Here is an 18,654-nt window from a genome sequence, read left to right as displayed (position 1 = left end):
CTCGCACCCGGTCGTCGTTCACCGGCCGGCGAACGACGACACCGGACGCCCCGGCCCGGTCCGCTCCGCGAGGGCACGAACCGGGCACGGGTACGTCAGACCCGGGCGAGGACGCGTCGGGTCGGCGACTGGACGCGTTCGGATCAGGGGCGTTCCACGTGGGCGCCGAGATCGGCCAGCTTGGCCTCGAAGTCCTCGTAGCCGCGGTTGATCAGGTCGACGCCGTACACCCGGGAGGTGCCCTCGGCGGCGAGCGCCGCGATCAGGTGGCTGAACCCGGCCCGCAGATCCGGGATGACCAGGTCGGCGGCGTGCAGCTTGCTGGGCCCGGCGATCACCGCCGAGTGCTTGAAGTTGCGCCGACCGAAGCGGCACGGGGTCCCGCCCAGGCACTCCCGGTAGACCTGGATCGTCGCGCCCATCGTGTTGAGCGCCTCGGTGTAGCCCAGCCGCTGCTCGTACACCGTCTCGTGGACGATCGACAGCCCACGGGCCTGGGTCAACGCGACGACCAACGGCTGCTGCCAGTCGGTCATGAAGCCCGGGTGCACGTCGGTCTCCAGGGCCACCGCGCGCAGTTCGTTACCCGGGTGCCAGAACCGGATGCCCCCTTCTTGGCCGGCGCTGCCGACGCGCGGTGGGCGGGCGTCGGTGACCTGGTACGCGCCACCGACCGACCGGAACACGTTCAGGAAGGTCATCATGTCGGCCTGCTGCGCGCCGAGCACGTTGACGTCGCCGCCGGTGGCCAGCGCCGCCGCCGCCCAGCTGGCCGCCTCGATCCGGTCCGGGATCGGCCGGTGCGAGTAGCCGCCGAGCCGGGGGACGCCGTGGATCTCGATCACCCGGTCGGTGTGCACCTTGATGATCGCGCCCATCTTCTGCATGACACAGATCAGGTCGACGATCTCCGGCTCGACCGCGGCGTTGCGCAGCTCGGTCACCCCGTCGGCGAGTACTGCGGTCAGCAGTACCTGCTCGGTGGCGCCGACGCTCGGGTACGGCAGCTCGAACTTGGTGCCGTGCAGACCGTTGGGCGCGGTCAGGTGCAGCCCTTGCGGGGTCTTCTCGACGACCGCGCCGAACTCGCGCAGCGCCTGCATGTGGAAGTCGATCGGCCGGGGGCCGATGTGGCAACCGCCGAGGTCCGGGATGAACGCGTGACCGAGCCGGTGCAGCAGCGGGCCGCAGAACAGGATCGGGATCCGGCTGGAGCCGGCGTGCACGTTGATCTGGTCGAACGAGGCGCTTTCCACATTGGCCGGATCGAGCACCAGCTCGCCGTCCTCAACGCCGTCGCTGACCTTGACTCCGTGCAGTTCGAGCAGGCCCCGGACGATCTCGACGTCGCGGATCCGCGGTACGTCGTACAACCTGCTCGGCTCGTCGCCGAGCAGGGCGGCCACCATCGCCTTGGAGACGAGATTCTTGGCGCCTCGGACCCGGATCTGCCCGTGCAGGGGAGTGCCGCCGTGCACGATCAGGACGTCGTCGGTCAAGGAAACCTCCAGCGCGTCGATGCTGCCGTCTTGTGGGGTGGAGCTGGCCCGGCGAGATGGGATCAACATGTCCCGACCGGCGGTGGGTGAAACCGGACGACCCGCGTACGGAGCCGGCGGTCGGTGGACCTCGGGTGACATCCGGCTACCGGCTGTCACCGGGGAGCATCGAAGATCCGCGCTGCCCGTTCGTCGCCTGAGGCAGCATAGCGCTCTGTGATGAAAGTGGGATCCCGCAGCGGCTGCGATTGGCACGAATTCGGGAACGACGGCACGTATACGTAGGAGCTAGATTACGTTGGGTGATCCGGTGATGCGGTGTCCGCTATCCGATCAGGGAGCCTGTCCGATCAGGGCAGTGCCAGCATCTGGTCCAACGCGACCCGCGCGAAGTGCGCCGTACGCGGCTCGACCGTGATCTGGTTCGGCACCCGGCCGGCGACCAGCTCTTCCAACGCCCACACCAGGTGCGGCAGGTCGATCCGGTTCATCGTCGAGCAGTAGCAGACCGTCCGGTCCAGGAACATGACCTGCTTGTCCGGGTGGGCCAGCGCCAACCGGCGGACCAGATTCAGCTCCGTGCCCACGGCCCACGCCGATCCGGCCGGGGCGGCCTCGATGGTCCGGATGATGTACTCCGTCGAGCCGATCTGGTCGGCGGCGGTGACCACCTCGTAGCGGCACTCCGGGTGGACCAGCACGTTGACCCCGGGCACCCGCATCCGTACCTCGTCGACGCTGCTGCGGGTGAACCGGCCGTGCACCGAGCAGTGCCCCCGCCAGAGCACCATCTTCGCCTCGCGCAACTGCTGCGCGGTCAGCCCACCACCGGGCTTGTGCGGGTCGTAGAGCACACAGTCGTCGGCGTCCAGCCCCATCTCCAGCACCGCCGTGTTGCGGCCCAGATGCTGGTCCGGCAGGAACAGCACCCGCTGACCGCGCTCGAACGCCCAGGTCAACGCGCGCTTGGCGTTCGACGAGGTGCAGACCACCCCGCCGTTGCGGCCGACGAAGCCCTTGATGTCCGCCGACGAGTTCATGTACGTCACCGGCACAGTCGAGTCGGCCGCGCCCGCGTCGGCCAGCGCCTCCCAGGCGGTCTCCACCTGGCCGAGGGCGGCCATGTCCGCCATCGAACAGCCGGCGGCCAGATCCGGCAGCACCACCCGCTGCGCGTCGCCGGTAAGGATGTCGGCGCTCTCCGCCATGAAGTGCACACCGCAGAAGACGATGAACTCGGCCGACGGCCGTGCGGCGGCCTCCCGGGCCAGCTTGAACGAGTCGCCGGTGACATCGGCGAACTGGATGACCTCGTCGCGCTGGTAGTGGTGACCGAGCACGAAGACTCGGTCGCCGAGCGCCGCCTTGGCGGCGGTGGCCCGGGCGACCAGATCCGGATCGCTGGGTGCCGGGAGCTCGCCCGGGCAGTCGACGCCGCGCTCGCTGGCCGGGTCGCTGCCCCGGCCGAGCAGCAACAGAGCGGTCGCGGTGCTGGAAGGCTCAACCCACGTCGAAGTCACGAGATCCATGCTCGCACAGGTCCGCCCGCCTGCGACCAGCCCAAGTGTGGCCTGCCACACTGCCAGACCATGCGGGTCCTGATCTGTCCGGACAAGTTCGCCGGCACCCTGCCCGCCGCCGAGGTGGCCGCCGCCGTCGCCACCGGGTGGCGGGACCGGGCGCCCACCGACGAGCTGGTGCTGCGCCCGTTGTCCGACGGCGGTCCGGGATTCCTCGAGGTGCTGGCCGAGTCGACCGCCGGCCGGCGGGTCCCGGTACCGACGGTCGACCCACTCGGCCGACCGGTACCCGGGGAGATCCTGCTGGTCGACGGCCCGGGGGCCGGGGCGACCGTGACCGCCGGACCGACCGCGTACGTGGAGAGCGCCCAGGCGTGCGGCCTGCACCTGCTCACCGAGGCCGAACGTGACCCGAAACACACCACCTCGTACGGCCTGGGGCTGCTGCTGGTCGCGGCGGTCGAACACGGTGCCCGTCGAGTGGTCGTCGGGCTGGGCGGGTCGGCCACCAACGACGCCGGGGCCGGCATGCTCACCGCGCTGGGGGTCACCCCGCTCGACGCCGCCGGCTACGCCCTGCCGTACGGCGGCGCGGCCCTCGCCGGGGTCGACCGCCTCGACGGCGCACCCCGGCTGCGCGGGGTCGAGCTGGTCGCCGCGACCGACGTCGACAACCCGCTGACCGGGCTGCACGGGGCCAGCAACGTGTACGGGCCGCAGAAGGGCGCAGACCGGGCCGACGTACTGCTGCTCGACGCCGCGCTGCAGCGGTTCGCCGGCATCCTGGTCGCGGAGCTGCCCGGCTGCCCGCCCGAGCTGGCCGCGCTGCCCGGGGCCGGCGCCGCCGGAGGCATCGGCGCCGCGCTGCTCGCCCTCGGCGGGCGGTGCGAGTCGGGCATCGACCTCGTCACCGCGTTGATCGGGCTGCCCGCCGCGCTGGACGCCGCCGACCTGGTGATCACCGGTGAAGGGTCGTTCGACCACCAGTCGCTGCGCGGCAAGGTGGTCGCCGGGGTGGCCGGCGCGGCCCGGGACCGGGGACTGCCCTGCGTGGTGGTTGCCGGCCAGGTGTCCACCGGTCGGCGGGAGTCGGCCGCAGCCGGCGTCACCGAGGCGTACGCCCTGGTCGACCACTTCGGCGGGGAGACCGGCGGTGGGCTGGCGCAGGCGCTGGCCCAGCCGGCGGACGGGCTGCGTGGGATCGCCGCCCGGCTGGCCGGCCAATGGAGCCGCTGACGGCGTGCCGGCGGCCGGGGAACGGTGAGTTCCCGGTGATCTTCCGCTGGTGATCTTCCGGATGGTGGGATGCGCGGCGGATCACGTACGGATTGTGGCCACCCGGATTGGGAATCGTCGCCCGGCCGGTTAGCGTTACCTGATACGGACGAATTCGCACCGTCGCAGGGGAGACCTTCACGTGAGCACATCAGCGCAGTCCGAAACGGCCGAGACCGCCGCCTCGACCACCGTCGTCCTCACCGACGTGGCGGCCGAGAAGGTCAAGGCACTGCTCGACCAGGAAGGCCGCGATGACCTGCGGCTGCGGGTCGCCGTCCAGCCCGGCGGCTGCTCCGGCCTGCGGTACCAGCTGTTCTTCGACGAGCGGTCGCTCGACGGGGACATCGTCGACGACTTCGGCGGCGTCGAGGTCGTGGTGGACCGGATGAGCGCCCCGTACCTGACCGGCGCGAAGATCGACTTTGCGGACCGGATCGACGCTCAGGGTTTCACCATCGACAACCCGAACGCGCAGAACTCCTGCGCCTGCGGCGACTCCTTCCACTGATCCGATCGGTCCGTTCCGGTGCCGTCCGGGGCAGACGTCAGTCCGGCCCTGGGCGGCAGTCGGTCGGTTGTGTGCTGAACGTGCATAGTTGAGGCAGGTGCGGGGTACGGTGGCCCCCGCCCCGGTAAGCTGGCCCGCGCACGATTCCCCACCCCGACACCCGAGGGCCGACATGAAGATCGCCGTCACCGGCTCGATCGCCACCGACCATCTGATGCACTTCCCCGGCCGGTTCGCGGGTCAGCTCATCGCGGACCAGCTGGACAAGGTGTCCCTGTCGTTCCTCGTCGACGACCTGGTCGTCCGCCGGGGCGGGGTGGCGGCGAACATCGCCTTCGGGATGGCCCAGCTCGGTCTGCGTCCGGTGCTGCTCGGCGCGGTCGGAGCCGATTTCGCCGACTACCGTTCCTGGCTGGAACGCCATGGCGTCGACTGCGACTCGGTGCATGTCAGCGAGTTGGCGCACACGGCTCGCTTCGTCTGCACCACCGACGACGACCTGTGCCAGATCGCGTCGTTCTACGCCGGTGCGATGAGCGAGGCCCGCAACATCGAGTTGGCACCGGTCGCCGCCCGGGTGGGCGGCCTCGAACTGGTGCTGGTCAGCGCCAACGACCCCGAGGCGATGCTCCGCCACTCGGCTGAGTGCCGCGACCGGGGCTACCGGTTCGCCGCCGACCCGTCCCAGCAGTTGGCCCGGATGAGCGGCGAGGACGTCCGCCAGCTCATCGACGGTGCGGAGTATCTGCTGACCAACGAGTACGAGCGGTCGCTGCTGGAGAGCAAGGTCGGCCTCACCGGCGACCAGGTGCTCGACCTGGTGACGGTACGGGTCACCACGCTCGGTGCCGACGGGGTGGAGATCACCGGCCGGGGCATCGAGCGGATCCACGTACCGGTGGCCCGTGACGTGGTCGCGGACGACCCGACCGGTGTCGGCGACGGTTTCCGTGCCGGCTTCTTCGCCGCCCTCGGCTGGGGCCTCGGTCTGGAGCGCGCCGCGCAGGTCGGCTGCCTGCTTGCCGCGCTGGTGCTGGAGACCACCGGACCGCAGGAGTACGCCGTCAAGCCGGACATCTTCCTCAAGCGGCTCGCCGACTCGTACGGCGACGCCGCCGCCGACGACGTCCGCCCCTACCTGCCGGCCTGACCAACCGTCTCTCCTGCCGACTGACTGCACCGCCGACCGGCCCGCCCACGACAGCGTCGGCTTGCGCACCCACGACAGCGTCGGTAGCCAAGATCAGGTGAGCGCCATGGACCTCACCTCGCGGTTGAGACGTCCACAGCGCTCACCTGATCTTGGTCTCTGCTCAGCTCACCCGCCGCGCGGTCAGCTGGGTGACGAAGGTGGTCCATTGGTCGGCGGAGAAGTGCAACGTTGGTCCGGTGCTGTCCTTGCTGTCGCGGATCGCGACGGCGTCCGGAAGTACGGCGCACTCGACGCAGTCGCCATTGTTGGCGCTGCGGCTGCTGGTGAACCAGCGGGCGGTGGTCAGGTCGGGGGTGGGCATGACAGCCTCCAGCGCTATGCCGCGTCGGCCAGGTGCCGCAGTTGCGCGCGCCTGGTCTTGTCGCCGTTGACCCGTAGCCGCAGCGCCGCCTCGCCGATCACCGCGTGCAGCGTCAACGGCTCGTCGTCGGTGAGCCGGCGGGCTCTGGCCTGACGGAAGGACACGAACCGTTCAGCGTGGTCGGGCCGGACGAACCCGGTGCCGAGGGTGAGCGCCTGGGCGTACTCTTCGGTCTGGAGCAGGCCGGGGAGCACCATCGACTCGAAGACGAACGCGCTGTCGGCCAGCCCTTCCAACCCTACGTAGGTCCGGAACCAGTCGGGCACGACGTTCGCCCAGGGAGCCCACCAGGTCTTGGCGTCCGATCGTCCGGCCAGCGAGGTGAGCCGCTCGATCGTCGGCTGGTCGGCACCGCAGGTCCGCAGCACCTTGGCGATGTCGTCCGGGAACTGCTGGTAGCGGCCGGTTTCCATGTGCCCGAGCTTGGGTTTGCCGATCCCCGTCTCGGCGGACCGTGTAGTGGGCGGGAACGAGGAGCGAGGGTCGTCGGGGATGGATGACGAGCAGCGCAGGCTGCTGGAAGTCCTGCACGGGGAGCTGCCGGCGCGCTTCGCCATCTGTGCGGAGACCGAGGCCGGCGGTGGAGTGCTCGGCTGGGGGCTGGCGTTCGACGACGAAGCCGTGGTCGTACCGACCAACGGCGGCCTGCCCAACCCGTTCAGCGGCATCAAGGCAGCACTGCGGCTCTACGGGATGGTCCACCCCGTACGGCTGGTGTGGGTCGACCCGCCCGACAGTCGCCAGCTGACCTGAACCGCGGAGGTCAGGCCGGTCGCAGCACCGCGACCAGGAAATCGGAGTCGTCGCGGTACGGGCGCAGGTCCCAGGTGGCCAGCAGCAGGTCCTCGACCAGATCGGCGGCGTGCATGTCGGCCAGGAAGTCGGTGACCGGGTAGCCCCGGTCGGTGCCGAACCCGACCACGATCCGGCCACCGTCGCGCAGGTGCAGCCGCATCCGGCGCAGCACCTCCTGGCGGGTGTCCGGCGCCAGGAACGTCATGACGTTGCCGGCGCTGACGATCGCGTCGAAGCCGTCGGTGATGCCCTGGGCGGGCAGGTCCAGCTCGGCCAGGTCGCCGACCAGCCACCGAGGGCCGGGGTGGTCCTGCCGGGCGGCGTCGATCAGTACCGGGTCCAGGTCCACGCCGACGACGTCGTGACCGGCGGCGGCCAGCGCCGCGCCGACCCGGCCGGGTCCGCAGCCGGCGTCCAGCACCCGTGCCGTACGGGGCAGCATCGCGTCGACCAGCCGCGCCTCACCGTCGAGGTCGGCCCCGTCGCGGGCCAGCGACCGGAACCGGTCGACGTACCACTGTGAGTGCCCAGGGTTGGACTCCAGCAGCTTGCTCCACCCGTTCTGCACGCTCACGCCCGCCATCCTCGCACGCCGGCATCCGGCTGGGCCTGGTGCCGTGGACCAACAGGCCTGGCCGAGCCGGCACGACGTGCGCTCCGCCGGAGGGCGGTTGAGGTGTATCTCGAAGAGGTGTCTCAACCGGCTGTCGAGGACACGCCGATGTGAGGCTGAGATACGTATCAACGAGCAGGTTCGGTATCTCAGCCTCACATCGGTGGCGCCACCATTCGCGCAGTGGGTGCGGCGGACAGCTCAGCTGGTGCGGCGGACGTCGAAGGCGGGGGAGTCGGCGACGGTCGACGCGGCGACGAACTCCTGGCCCCGGATCCGGCACCAGGCCGGGATGTCCAGGGCGGCCGCCGGATCGTCGGCCAGCACCCGGACCACCGACCCGACCGGCAGCTGCGGCAGCCGCCGGGCCAGCGCGATCACCGGCAGCGGGCAGCGCTGACCCAGGCAGTCGAGAGTCTCCGCCACCTCGCTACCAGGTGGCTGCGCCGTCTCGCCGCCGGAGGGCTGCGGTGCCGCGTCGTCGCCGGTCACAGGCCGACCACCCCGGCCTCGGCCCGTAGGTCGGCCACCACCTGCGGCAGCTCGGCCAGGAACCGGTCCACCTCCGCGTCGGTGGTGTCCCGGTGCAGCGACACCCGGACGTTGCCGTGCGACAGCACCCCCATCGCTTCCAGGACGTGTGACGGGCGCAGCGTGGACGACGTACACGACGAGCCGGAGGAGACGGCGAAGCCGCGCCGGTCCAGCGCGTGCAGCAGCGCCTCACCGTCGACGTACAGGCAGGAGAAGGTGACCAGGTGCGGCAGCCGGTCGGTCGGGTCGCCGACCACCTCCACATCGGGCACCGTCGCGGTCACCGTCGCGCGGATCCGGTCCACCAGTGCCGACAACCGGGCGGCCTGCGCGTGCGCCTCGGCGGCCGCCGCGCGCAGCGCCGCCGCCGACGCGACCACCGCCGGCAGGTTCACCGCTCCGGGCGTACGGCCGAATTCCCGCTCGTCGGCCGGGTAGGGCGACTCCCACCGGGTGCCCTTGCGGACCACCAGTACCCCGACGCCCGGCAGCCCGCCCCACTTGTGAGCGCTGGCCGTCAGCACCGACCAGCCGTCCGGCACCGGCATCCGACCTACCGACTGGGCGGCGTCGACGTACAGCGGCACCTCGTGCGCGGCGCAGGCCCGGGCCGCCTCGGCGACCGGTTGGACCGTACCCACCTCGTGGCTGGCGCTGATCAGTGCGGCGAACGCCACACCCGGCCGGGCCACCGCCGCCGACCAGGCGGCCATATCGAGCCGGCCGAGCCGGTCCACCGGCACCGACACCGCCTCGCCGCCGTCGGCGGTGTGCCGCTGCCCGGCGTGCAGCACCGCCGAATGCTCGATCGCCGAGTGCACCAGGTTGCGCCCGACCCGACGCCGCCCGGCGAGACCGCCGAGGACGGCGGCGTGTGCAGCGACCGTACCGCTGGGTGTGAAGGAGATCTCGTCGGTGCGGACCCGCAGCACGTCGGCGGTGACCTCCCGGGCCGCGTCGAGGAGCTGACCGGCCCGGCGGGCCCGGGTGTACAGCTTGGCCGGGTCGGCCCAGCCGTCGGTCAACGCCGCCGACAGTGCCTCCCGGGCGACCGGGTGCAGCGGTGCGGCGGTCGCGGCGTCGAGATAGTCCACAGCCGTCGACGGTACCGGCCGTGGGCTGGCCCGCCGGTGGTCGTGGCGGGTGACAAACCAGACCCCACGCCGATGGTGACCCGTCGGGTCGAGTAATCTGCGACCGTCGGTGACGCCTTTGATCGCCGATGTCGTCACGCGTGGCCAGGTCGATCCGGTTGCTACAGGTGGCATCGGTGGCACCGCGAGGAAGGCAGGACCAGGTGGTCGCAAGCGATTCAGCAGGGCAGCCGTCGGCCGTCGGCCGGCAGCCGACGCACGCACGGCGCGCGCCCGGTCGGCGACAGCTCCGGTTCCGGGCCGCTGGGCTCGGTCTCGGCGGCGCGGCACTGCTCACCCTGCTCACTGGCTGCGACGTCGGGGAGGCGTTCGGCGGCTTCGGCTGGCCGCAGGGCATCACCCCGCAGGCCCACCGGATGTACGACCTGTGGATCGCCTCGGTGATCGCGGCGCTCGCGGTCGGCGTCTTCGTCTGGGGTCTGATCTTCTGGTGCATCATCCGGTACCGCAAGCGCGGCGACCAGTTGCCGGTGCAGACCCGGTTCAACATGCCGATGGAGTTCCTCTACACCATCGCGCCGATCCTGGTCGTCTCGGTGCTGTTCTACTACACGGCCGTCGTGCAGACCGATGTCGACCGGCTCAGCGAGGACCCGGACGTCACCGTCGAGGTCGTCGCGTTCAAGTGGAACTGGCAGTTCAACTACCGCGACGGGGTCGGTGAGGACGCCAACACGGTGGCGTCGACGGTCGGTTCCTCCGACATCATCCCGGTGCTGGTGGTCCCGTCGGAGCGGACCATCCGGTTCGAGGAGACCAGCACCGACGTGATCCACTCGTTCTGGGTGCCGGAGCTGCTGTTCAAGCGGGACGTCTTCCCGGGCAGCATCCGTAACCAGTTCGAGGTGACCATCGAACAGAACGGTGCCTACGTCGGCCGGTGCGCCGAGCTGTGTGGCACGTACCACTCGATGATGAACTTCGAGATGCGGGTGGTCGACCCGGAGCAGTACGACCAGTTCATCGCGGCCAAGCAGGCCGGTAGCTCGACGCCGGACGCGCTGGCCGCGATCGGGGAGGAGCCGTACGCGGTGACGACCTTCCCGTTCGACACCAAGCGTGACGCGCAGAACTTCGGGAACGCGAGCGCCCAGGGCGCGGGAAGCTGAGGGCCGGTCATGAAGACCGAGTGGCGACTGTTCGGCATCGTCGCGGCGTTCCTGCTCGTCGTGTCCGGTGTCTACCCGGCGTGGACCTACGGGCAGCTCGGGCACGTCGAGTGGATCGGCACCACGGCGCTGATCCTGTCCTTCCTGCTCTGCACGATGTGTGGCGGCTTCTTCTGGTTCGTGTCGCGCCGGATCGATCTGCGACCCGAGGACCGGCCGGACGCTGAGATCTCCGACGGAGCGGGCGAGGTCGGCTTCTTCAGCCCGGGCAGCTACTGGCCGTTCGGGGTGGCGCTGGCCGCGACCGTCGCCGGTCTCGGCCTGGTCTTCTGGCAGTGGTGGCTGCTCATCTTCGGGCTGCTCTCGGTGATCGCCACCGCAGCCGGTCTGCTGTTCGAGTACTACACCGGCACCCGGCGTACCGCCGAGCACTGAGCCGGTCGAGCACTGAGCCGACTGTCGCCGGCGTCGGCTGAGCCGGCCGTCGCCGGTTGTTGCGGCGGCGCAGCTTCGCCCCCCAGCCGGCGACGGCGACCAGCGCCGTACCGATGGCGAGGGAGATCGCGCCGACCAGCCCGACAGCTGCGGCCGGTGCTCCGGTGACCGGAAGGTCCTGACTGGCGGACACCGCTCCGGCGAGGACCAGACACAGCGGTCGACGGTGGGTTGGCGGACGGCCTTGACCGCCGCGTGGACGAAGATCACCCGGTAGATCACGTCGGCGACCATGATCAGCGGGAGCAGGAGCAGCAGCTGCCGGTGGTGTAGCCGCCAGGCGGACAGCACCCAGTGCAGGATCAGCAGCAGGTACGCGTAGTCGAAGGTGTTGACCTGCCGCCCCACCCGGTGACCGAGGATGCCCTGAAAGGTGCCCCAGAGCCAGCGCAGATTCTGCTTGTACCAGTCCCGCAGCGAGGTCGGGTCCTGCAACAGCGCGGTGGCCCGGGGCGCGTAGACGACAGGAGTCGCAGCGGGCGGTCAGCCGGCGGTGGTACCCGCAGCCGACTGGGCCACCTGCACCCACCGGTCCAGCAACGCCGCCGCCGCCCCGCTGTCGATCGCTTCGGCGGCGCGACCCAGCTGGGCGCGCATCGTGGCGAGCAGCGCGTCGGCCGGCGCGGCACCGGTCTGTACCGCCTGAGCGGTCAGCGCCGCCGCCGCGTTGACCAGCACCGCGTCCCGGACCGGACCGGTCTGGCCAGCGAGCAGCCGGCGGGTGACATCGGCGTTGAAGGCGGCGTCCCCGCCCCGGAGATCACCGGGGGCGCTGCGGGCAACCCCCAGGTCCTCGGCGGCGTCCACGACCATCGCGCGCACCACGCCGTCGGCGGCGAACCAGACCCTGGTCGGGGCGGCGGTGCTGAGCTCGTCCAGCCCGTCCTCACCCCGCATCACCAGCGCGGTGTCGCCCCGGCTGGCGAACACCTGCGCCATCACCGGCGCCATCCGGGTGTCGAAACAGCCGATCGCCCCGGCCCGGGGCCGGGCCGGGTTGGTCAGCGGGCCGAGGAAGTTGAAGGCAGTCGGTACGCCGATCTCCCGCCGGGTCGTCCCGGCGTGCCGCATCCCCGGGTGGTACCGGGCGGCGAAGCAGAACCCGATGCCGACCTCGGTCACGCACCGGGCCACCCCCTCGGGGCCCAGGTCGAGCGGGATGCCGAAGTGCTCCAGCAGGTCGGCGGCGCCGCACGAGGACGAGGCCGCCCGGTTGCCGTGCTTGACCACCCGGGCACCGGCGGCCGCCGTGACGATCGCCGCCATGGTGGAGATGTTCACCGTGTGGGCCCGATCGCCACCGGTGCCGACGACGTCCACCGTCTCCGCGCGCAGCCCGTCCGGCAGCCCGACCGGCACCGCGTTGGCGAGCATCGCCTCCACCAGCCCGACCAGTTCGGCCGACGTCTCGCCCTTGGCCCGCAGCGCGACGGCGAAGCCGGCGATCTGCGCGGGTGTGGCGGAGCCCGTCATGATCTCGCCCATCGCCCAGGTGGTGTCGGCGGTGGAGAGCTGCTCGCCGGCGAGCAGCGCACTGAGCAGATTCGGCCAGGACCGTTCACCCATGGGGTCTCTCCCAGGTGCGATGGGGCGTGCGTGATGCGGTGCGGGGCGGTGCGGCGGAACGTGGACGGTGCGGCCCGGTGCAGGGGTGGGTCAGGCGGCGGGCAGCTTGCCGGACCGGCCGCGCAGCATGCCGGCGACGGTCTGGCCAGTGGTCACCGGGTCGAGCGGGTGCATCAGGGTGGCGTCGACCTCGGCGAACGAGGCCAGCCAGCGGTCGGCGGCGCGGGCGATCACCACGCAGGTCGGCGGCGCGTCGGCGCGGTCGTCCTTGATCTGTCGGGCGATGCCGAGCCCTCCGCCGGGGGTGGCCTCACCGTCGAGCAGCATCAGGTCGATCTCGTACTCGTCAACCAGCCGGACGCAGCCGGCGTAGTCGGACGCCTCGACGAACTCGACGGTCAGGTCGGTGGCGGGGCGGGTGCCGACGGCCAGCCGCATCCGGTCCCGTACCTGCGGGTCGTCGCTGTAGAGCAGGACGGTGTGCACGCGCTCGGTCATCTTCTCGCTCGACTCCCACCTCGTAGCTGCGCGCTGATCGTACCGTCCGTCCGGGTCGCGTCCGGCGAGCGGGTCAGTCGGCGGCGGCCACCGCGCGGGCCTGTCGCGCCTCCTGACGGTCCAGTTCCCGGTCGATGCGCCGGGCCTCCCGCTCGGACTGGCGCATCCACTGCACCACCAGCACGGCGAGCATGGTGACGCTGACGAACTCCCCGCCGGCCCACAGGATGCCGCCGGCCACCTCCTGGTCGGCCCACGGGTCGGCCCAGGTCAGCCCGAGCGACGGGTACCAGTCGCCACCGAACAGGGTGCTGCTCTGCATGACGGTGAGCCCGAGCACGGTGTGGAACGGCACGGAGAGCACCATCAGCAGCGCCCGGGCCGGGTACGGCCAGCGGCCGGGCAGCGGGTCGAGCCCGACCAGCGGCCAGAAGAACAGGCAGCCGGTCATGATGAAGTGGGCGTGGACGAACTCGTGGGCGAGGCTGCTCTCCAGGGTCAACCGGTACAGATCAGTGAAATACAGCACAAATGGGTTGATCACGAACAGGCCGAAGGCGACCAGCGGAAAGGTGACCACCCGGGCGAACCTGCTGTGCAGGACGGTGAGCAGGCGGCGCCGCGGGTCGCCAGGCAGGGTGCGCAGCGCCAGGGTGACCGGTGCACCCAGCGCGAGGAAGATCGGCGCGATCATCGACAGCACCATGTGCTGGACCATGTGCACCGAGAGCAGCGTGGTGTCGTAGGCGCCGAGTCCGCTCACCGTGACAGCGGCGATGCCACCCAGTCCGGGGCCGAGGAACAGTACGGTGCGTGACACCGGCCAGCGGTCGCCGCGCAGTCGTAGCCGGTGCACCCCGTACAGATAGAGGCCGGCGGCCACGACGAGTGTCAGCGCCAGCCAATTGGTCAGTTGGATCTCGGTGAACAGGGCCGTGACCGTGAACGGCGGGACGGCCATCGCAGCGACATCTGCCACATGACGAGGCTAGGCCAGCGGCCTCGGTCGAGGTTATCCGGCCCACCGGCGGGTCGGGTTTGCCACCCCGCCGTCCGTGGGCACTGACCGGCAGCAATAATGACCGCGTGACTGCGGCCCCAGCGATTGACAAGAGCCGGATCCACTCGCTGACCCGACCGAACATGGTCAGCGTCGGGACGATCGTGTGGCTCTCCAGCGAACTGATGTTCTTCGCGGCGCTGTTCGCGATGTACTTCTCCATCCGTGCGGCGGACTACAGCATGTGGGAGGAGCACACCCCACAGCTGAACATCCCGTACGCGACGGTCTTCACCGCGATCCTGGTGGCCTCCTCGGTCACCTGCCAGATCGGGGTGTTCGCCGCGGAGCGGGGAGACGTGCACGCGCTGCGGCGGTGGTTCACGATCACCTTCGTGATGGGCCTGATCTTCCTGCTCGGCCAGGTCAACGAGTACCGGGAGCTGGTCCACCACGGCATCAAGATCAACGGCGACGGGTACGGCTCGGTGTTCTACCTCACCACCGGCTTCCACGGCCTGCACGTGGCGGGCGGCTTGGTCGCCTTCCTGATCTACATGGTCCGTACCACGATGGGGCGGTTCACCCCGGCCCAGGCGACCTCGGCCATCGTCGTGTCGTACTACTGGCACTTCGTCGACGTGGTCTGGATCGGCCTCTACTTCATGATCTACTGGCTGCAATGATCATCAAGCGGTCACTCACCGTGATGGTGCGGCGTCGTGCCGACCAGGCAGGTCGCAAAACCGACAAGGATTCAGGTCAATGACATCTGACACCCCCGCCGACCGGCGAGCCGACCGCGGACGCGGTCTCCTCGCCCGGCTGCGCAGCGGGCGGGCCACGCCGCGAGGCCGGGGCCGCCGTCGGCTGGGCACCGCGGTCCGGTTGCTCGCCGCGCTGTTCCTGGCCGGCGGTGCGTACACCGTCTTCGCCCCGGGCCTGCAGGCGCAGGACACCCCGCAGCTGTCCCAGGCGGCCGAGGACGGCAAGGCGCTGTTCGACCAGAGCTGCATCTCCTGCCACGGGCGCAACGCCCAGGGCGTCGAGGGACGCGGCCCCAGCCTGATCGGTGTCGGATCGGCGTCGGTGGAGTTCCAGGTCGGCACGGGCCGGATGCCGATGGCCCGGCAGGAGGCCCAGGCCGAGCGCAAGCCGGTGGTCTTCACCGAGGAGGAGATCCGCCAGCTCGGCCAGTACATCCAGGAGCTGGGTGGTGGCCCGCAGCTGCCGGACGGCGAGATGCTGCGTACCGGCGGTGACATCGCCGTCGGCGGTCACCTCTACCGGATCAACTGCTCGTCCTGCCACGCGTTCAGCGGTGGCGGCGGAGCGTTGTCCTCCGGCAAGTACGCACCGAGCCTGGATCCGGCCACCGACCGGCAGTTGTACGCCGCCATGCTGACCGGTCCGCAGAACATGCCGGTCTTCGGGGACAACCAGCTCACCCCCGAGCAGAAGCGCGACATCATCGCCTTCGTGCAGGAAGGGCTGAAGACCGACGGTGACCCCGGCGGGCTGGCCAACCTCGGCCGGTACGGTCCGGTGACCGAGGGCATCGCCATCTTCCTGGTCGGCATCACCGCGCTGGTCTTCGCCAGCCTGTGGATTGCGGGGAAGTCATGAGCACCGACATCGACACCACTCAGCAGCATCGCCAGCCGGCGCCGGTGAGCCTGGACGACCCGCGGCTGACGTCGTTCGACGTACTGCGCGAGGGCGCCCGGCGCGACGACATCGAGATCGTCCACTACGAGCCGCCATTTCCGGTGCCCGGCACCAGGGCGGAACGGCGGATCAGCCGGTTCGTCGCCGGGCTGTTCCTGCTCGCCGGGCTCACCGCGACCGCGTTCCTGGTGGTGTACATCTGGTGGCCCTGGGAGTACGAGCTCGGTGCCGGGATCAGCAAGTTCTACACTCCGCTGCTCGGCGTCAGCCTCGGGCTGACCTTGCTGGCGATCGGTGTCGGCATCCTCACCTGGGGCAAGAAGCTGCTGCCCCACGAGGTGGCGATCCAGGACCGGCACGACGGCCCGTCCAGCCCGGACGACCGCAAGATCACCGGGGGCACGCTCACCTACATGGTCGACGAGCTCGGGGTGAAGCGCCGGCCGCTGCTCGGGGTGTCGCTGCTGGCCGGGTTGGCTCCGGTCGCCGCGGTCGCGGCCGCTCCGCTGGTCGGCGGCCTGATCCGGGATCCGCACACCGACAACCAGATGGCCACTACCGGCTGGGAGCCGGTCGAGACGGTCGGTGGCGGCACCGAGCTGGTCCGGCTGACCAGGGAGGACGGCTCGCCGATCCGACCCGAGGACGTCAGCGTCGGTGGTCAGATGACGGTCTTCCCCGGAATTCCCGGCGGGCACACCAACCGGTACGCCGACTCGCCGACCCTGCTGATCCATCTGCGGCTGGACGACGCCCGGACCGCCCGGGAGAACAACGAGGCGGTGGGCAAGCCCGACTACATGTGGGGCAACTACATCGCGTACTCGAAGATCTGCACCCACGCGGGCTGCCCGGCGAGCCTGTACGAGCAGCAGACCAACCGGCTGCTCTGCCCCTGCCACCAGTCGCAGTTCCTGATCACCGACAACGCCAAGCCGGTCTTCGGCCCGGCCAGCCGTCGGCTGCCGCAGCTGCCCATCTCCGTCGACGACGAGGGCTTCTTCGTCGCCACCTCCGACTACACCGAGATCGTCGGACCCGACTTCTGGGAGCGGCCATGAAACGCCGTAAGTTCGACGCCCGGGCGCTGCCCGGCCAGGCCGCCGGGCAGCTCGACGACCGGTTCCAGGCAGCCACCCCGCTGCGCAAGCTGTTGAACAAGGTCTTCCCGGACCACTGGTCGTTCCTGCTCGGCGAGATCGCGCTCTTCTCGTTCGTCGTCGTCCTGCTCACCGGTGTCTACCTGACTTTCTTCTTCGACCCGTCGATGGAGGAGGTCGTCTACGACGGCAGTTACGCCCCGCTGCGCGGGATCCCCATGTCGGCGGCGTACGCGTCGACGCTGGACATCTCGTTCGACGTCCGGGGCGGCCTGATCATGCGGCAGATGCACCACTGGGGGGCGCTGCTGTTCATGGCGTCGATCGTGGTGCACATGCTGCGGGTGTTCTTCACCGGCGCGTTCCGCAAGCCGCGTGAGGCCAACTGGATCATCGGCTCGCTGCTGTTCTGGGTCGGCTTCCTCGCCGGCTTCACCGGCTACTCGCTGCCCGACGACGGCCTGTCCGGCACCGGGCTGCGGATCGCCTCGGCGATCATGCTGTCCATCCCGGTGATCGGGTCCTGGGTCACCTCGTCGATTTTCGGCGGCGAGTTCCCGGGCACGATCATCATCAGCCGGTTCTACATCGCCCACGTGCTGCTGATCCCCGGGCTGCTGGTGGCGCTGATCAGCGCCCACCTCGGCCTTGTCTTCAAGCAGAAGCACACCCAGTGGCCCGGCCCGGGACGAACCAACGACAACGTGGTCGGTGAGCGGATGTTCCCCCGCTACGCGATCAAACAGGGCGGCTTCTTCATGATCGTCTTCGGGGTGGTCGCCCTGATGGCGGGGGTCTTCCAGATCAACCCGGTGTGGTTGTTCGGCCCGTACGAGGCCGCCGTCGTCTCGGCGGCGAGCCAGCCCGACTGGTACGTCATGTTCCTGGACGGCTCCACCCGGTTGATGCCAGCCTGGGAGTTGACCATCCCGATCGGTGACGGGTACGTGATCCCGCCGCTGTTCTGGCCGACCGTGGTACTGCCCGGCATCCTGGTCATGCTCTCCCTGGCGTACCCGTTCCTCGAAGCGCGGTACACGAAGGACAAGGCCAGCCACAACCTGCTGCAACGGCCCCGGGACGTGCCGGCCCGGACCGCCGTCGGCGCGATGGCCGTCACCTTCTTCATCGTGCTGACCATCTCCGGCGGCAACGACGTGTTCGCTGACAAGTTCTTCATCAGCCTGAACGCGATGACCTGGGCCGGTCGGATCGGATTGATCCTGCTCCCGCCGTTGGCCTACTACGTCACCTACCGGATCTGTCTCGGTCTGCAGCAGCACGACCGGGAAGTGCTGGCGCACGGTGTCGAGACCGGCATCATCCGACGGCTGCCAGACGGCCGCTTCGTCGAAGTGCACCAGCCGCTGGGACCGACCGACGAGCACGGCCACGGCAAGCTGGAGTACGTCGGCTGGGTGGTGCCGAAGAAGATGAACCGGCTCGGCGCGCTCGGCCCGGCGGTCAAGGGCTTCTTCTTCCCGATCGAGAAGCCGGTGCAAGTCCCGCCGCCGGCCCATGTGGCGATCGACCCAGCCGAGGAACAGCCGGCCGAACTGCGGTCGGCTGACAAGGAGAAGCAGCCGGCCGACCGCGAGGAGATCAGCAGCGGCAGTCGCTGACCACCGCGCACCCGGAGTCGACAGAGGCGTCCGCCGAGCAGATCGGCGGGCGCCTCTGTGATCTCACACCTGTACCGGCCGCCCCACAAGCCCTGTCGCCACGGTAGTAGCGGTATCCCTA

Annotated in this window: 20 protein-coding genes; 10 read left to right on the top strand and 10 right to left on the bottom strand. The window is 70.3% G+C overall.

Going from position 1 to position 18,654, the window contains the following annotated elements:
• Positions 1–143: 143 nt before the first annotated feature.
• Together murA and nadA are read right to left on the bottom strand one after the other, a co-directional pair.
• Complete coding sequence (murA, locus tag O7621_RS25545; protein WP_348650145.1) at positions 144–1,499, bottom strand: UDP-N-acetylglucosamine 1-carboxyvinyltransferase; 1,356 nt, start codon at positions 1,497–1,499, stop codon at positions 144–146.
• 350 nt (positions 1,500–1,849) lie between these two features.
• Positions 1,850–3,019 carry a quinolinate synthase NadA gene (nadA, locus tag O7621_RS25540; protein WP_281550760.1) on the bottom strand — a complete coding sequence of 390 codons (1,170 nt, stop codon included), beginning with the start codon at positions 3,017–3,019 and terminating at the stop codon, positions 1,850–1,852.
• 69 nt (positions 3,020–3,088) lie between these two features.
• On the opposite strand from nadA, the gene O7621_RS25535 reads away from it, so the two are divergent.
• From O7621_RS25535 to O7621_RS25525, 3 genes are all read left to right on the top strand, one after another.
• Entirely contained in the window at positions 3,089–4,255 is a 1,167-nt protein-coding gene (locus O7621_RS25535) for a glycerate kinase (protein WP_282231583.1), read from the top strand.
• Positions 4,256–4,436: 181 nt separating this feature from the next.
• Positions 4,437–4,805: an iron-sulfur cluster insertion protein ErpA gene (gene erpA / locus O7621_RS25530; RefSeq protein ID WP_278170370.1), complete on the top strand. Its 369-nt coding sequence runs from the start codon at positions 4,437–4,439 to the stop codon at positions 4,803–4,805.
• Between the two features lie 172 nt (positions 4,806–4,977).
• The gene (locus O7621_RS25525) at positions 4,978–5,955 is read left to right on the top strand and encodes a carbohydrate kinase family protein (protein ID WP_282231582.1); all 978 of its coding nucleotides are present in this window, start codon (positions 4,978–4,980) and stop codon (positions 5,953–5,955) included.
• A gap of 163 nt (positions 5,956–6,118) precedes the next feature.
• Here O7621_RS25525 and O7621_RS25520 read toward each other — a convergent pair whose 3' ends face one another.
• Positions 6,119–6,319 carry a DUF397 domain-containing protein gene (locus O7621_RS25520; RefSeq protein WP_282231581.1) on the bottom strand — a complete coding sequence of 67 codons (201 nt, stop codon included), beginning with the start codon at positions 6,317–6,319 and terminating at the stop codon, positions 6,119–6,121.
• A gap of 14 nt (positions 6,320–6,333) precedes the next feature.
• Positions 6,334–6,792, bottom strand: a complete 459-nt coding sequence (locus O7621_RS25515; RefSeq protein ID WP_282231580.1) for a DUF5753 domain-containing protein — start codon at positions 6,790–6,792, stop codon at positions 6,334–6,336.
• Positions 6,793–6,871: 79 nt separating this feature from the next.
• On the opposite strand from O7621_RS25515, the gene O7621_RS25510 reads away from it, so the two are divergent.
• On the top strand, positions 6,872–7,132 hold the full coding sequence (locus O7621_RS25510; RefSeq protein WP_282231579.1) for a hypothetical protein: 261 nt from the start codon (positions 6,872–6,874) through the stop codon (positions 7,130–7,132).
• 10 nt (positions 7,133–7,142) lie between these two features.
• On the opposite strand, the gene O7621_RS25505 is transcribed toward O7621_RS25510, so the two are convergent.
• From O7621_RS25505 to O7621_RS25495, 3 genes are all read right to left on the bottom strand, one after another.
• Positions 7,143–7,748 (bottom strand): class I SAM-dependent methyltransferase, encoded by a 606-nt coding sequence (locus tag O7621_RS25505; protein ID WP_282231578.1) that lies wholly within the window; start codon positions 7,746–7,748, stop codon positions 7,143–7,145.
• A gap of 240 nt (positions 7,749–7,988) precedes the next feature.
• The gene (locus O7621_RS25500; protein WP_282234728.1) at positions 7,989–8,213 is read right to left on the bottom strand and encodes a sulfurtransferase TusA family protein; all 225 of its coding nucleotides are present in this window, start codon (positions 8,211–8,213) and stop codon (positions 7,989–7,991) included.
• 62 nt (positions 8,214–8,275) lie between these two features.
• Positions 8,276–9,589 carry an aminotransferase class V-fold PLP-dependent enzyme gene (locus tag O7621_RS25495; RefSeq protein ID WP_282231577.1) on the bottom strand — a complete coding sequence of 438 codons (1,314 nt, stop codon included), beginning with the start codon at positions 9,587–9,589 and terminating at the stop codon, positions 8,276–8,278.
• Positions 9,590–9,744: 155 nt separating this feature from the next.
• Here O7621_RS25495 and coxB point away from each other — a divergent pair, with 155 nt between their 5' ends.
• Both coxB and O7621_RS25485 read left to right on the top strand, forming a co-directional pair.
• On the top strand, positions 9,745–10,584 hold the full coding sequence (gene coxB, locus O7621_RS25490) for a cytochrome c oxidase subunit II (RefSeq protein ID WP_281555641.1): 840 nt from the start codon (positions 9,745–9,747) through the stop codon (positions 10,582–10,584).
• Positions 10,585–10,593: 9 nt separating this feature from the next.
• Entirely contained in the window at positions 10,594–11,019 is a 426-nt protein-coding gene (locus O7621_RS25485; RefSeq protein WP_123602747.1) for a cytochrome c oxidase subunit 4, read from the top strand.
• A gap of 543 nt (positions 11,020–11,562) precedes the next feature.
• On the opposite strand, the gene trpD is transcribed toward O7621_RS25485, so the two are convergent.
• From trpD to O7621_RS25470, 3 genes are all read right to left on the bottom strand, one after another.
• Positions 11,563–12,645 carry an anthranilate phosphoribosyltransferase gene (gene trpD, locus O7621_RS25480; RefSeq protein ID WP_282231576.1) on the bottom strand — a complete coding sequence of 361 codons (1,083 nt, stop codon included), beginning with the start codon at positions 12,643–12,645 and terminating at the stop codon, positions 11,563–11,565.
• 90 nt (positions 12,646–12,735) lie between these two features.
• On the bottom strand, positions 12,736–13,143 hold the full coding sequence (locus tag O7621_RS25475; RefSeq protein ID WP_278170359.1) for a hypothetical protein: 408 nt from the start codon (positions 13,141–13,143) through the stop codon (positions 12,736–12,738).
• Between the two features lie 73 nt (positions 13,144–13,216).
• Complete coding sequence (locus O7621_RS25470; RefSeq protein WP_282231575.1) at positions 13,217–14,122, bottom strand: cytochrome c oxidase assembly protein; 906 nt, start codon at positions 14,120–14,122, stop codon at positions 13,217–13,219.
• 107 nt (positions 14,123–14,229) lie between these two features.
• Here O7621_RS25470 and O7621_RS25465 point away from each other — a divergent pair, with 107 nt between their 5' ends.
• The 4 genes from O7621_RS25465 (at position 14,230) to O7621_RS25450 (ending at position 18,533) form a co-directional block, all read left to right on the top strand.
• Positions 14,230–14,829, top strand: coding sequence for a heme-copper oxidase subunit III (locus O7621_RS25465; protein WP_282231574.1), 600 nt, complete (start codon positions 14,230–14,232; stop codon positions 14,827–14,829).
• Between the two features lie 79 nt (positions 14,830–14,908).
• On the top strand, positions 14,909–15,769 hold the full coding sequence (locus tag O7621_RS25460; RefSeq protein ID WP_278170356.1) for a cytochrome c: 861 nt from the start codon (positions 14,909–14,911) through the stop codon (positions 15,767–15,769).
• Complete coding sequence (locus O7621_RS25455; RefSeq protein ID WP_282231573.1) at positions 15,766–16,872, top strand: Rieske 2Fe-2S domain-containing protein; 1,107 nt, start codon at positions 15,766–15,768, stop codon at positions 16,870–16,872. Before O7621_RS25460 ends, O7621_RS25455 begins: the two co-directional genes overlap by 4 nt.
• Positions 16,869–18,533, top strand: coding sequence for a ubiquinol-cytochrome c reductase cytochrome b subunit (locus O7621_RS25450; protein ID WP_282231572.1), 1,665 nt, complete (start codon positions 16,869–16,871; stop codon positions 18,531–18,533). Before O7621_RS25455 ends, O7621_RS25450 begins: the two co-directional genes overlap by 4 nt.
• Positions 18,534–18,654 lie beyond the last annotated feature (121 nt).

Origin of the sequence: Solwaraspora sp. WMMD937, from assembly GCF_029581175.1 — a bacterium.
Taxonomy (GTDB): Bacteria; Actinomycetota; Actinomycetes; order Mycobacteriales; family Micromonosporaceae; genus Micromonospora_E.
This window is presented reverse-complemented; position numbering and strand designations above follow the sequence as displayed.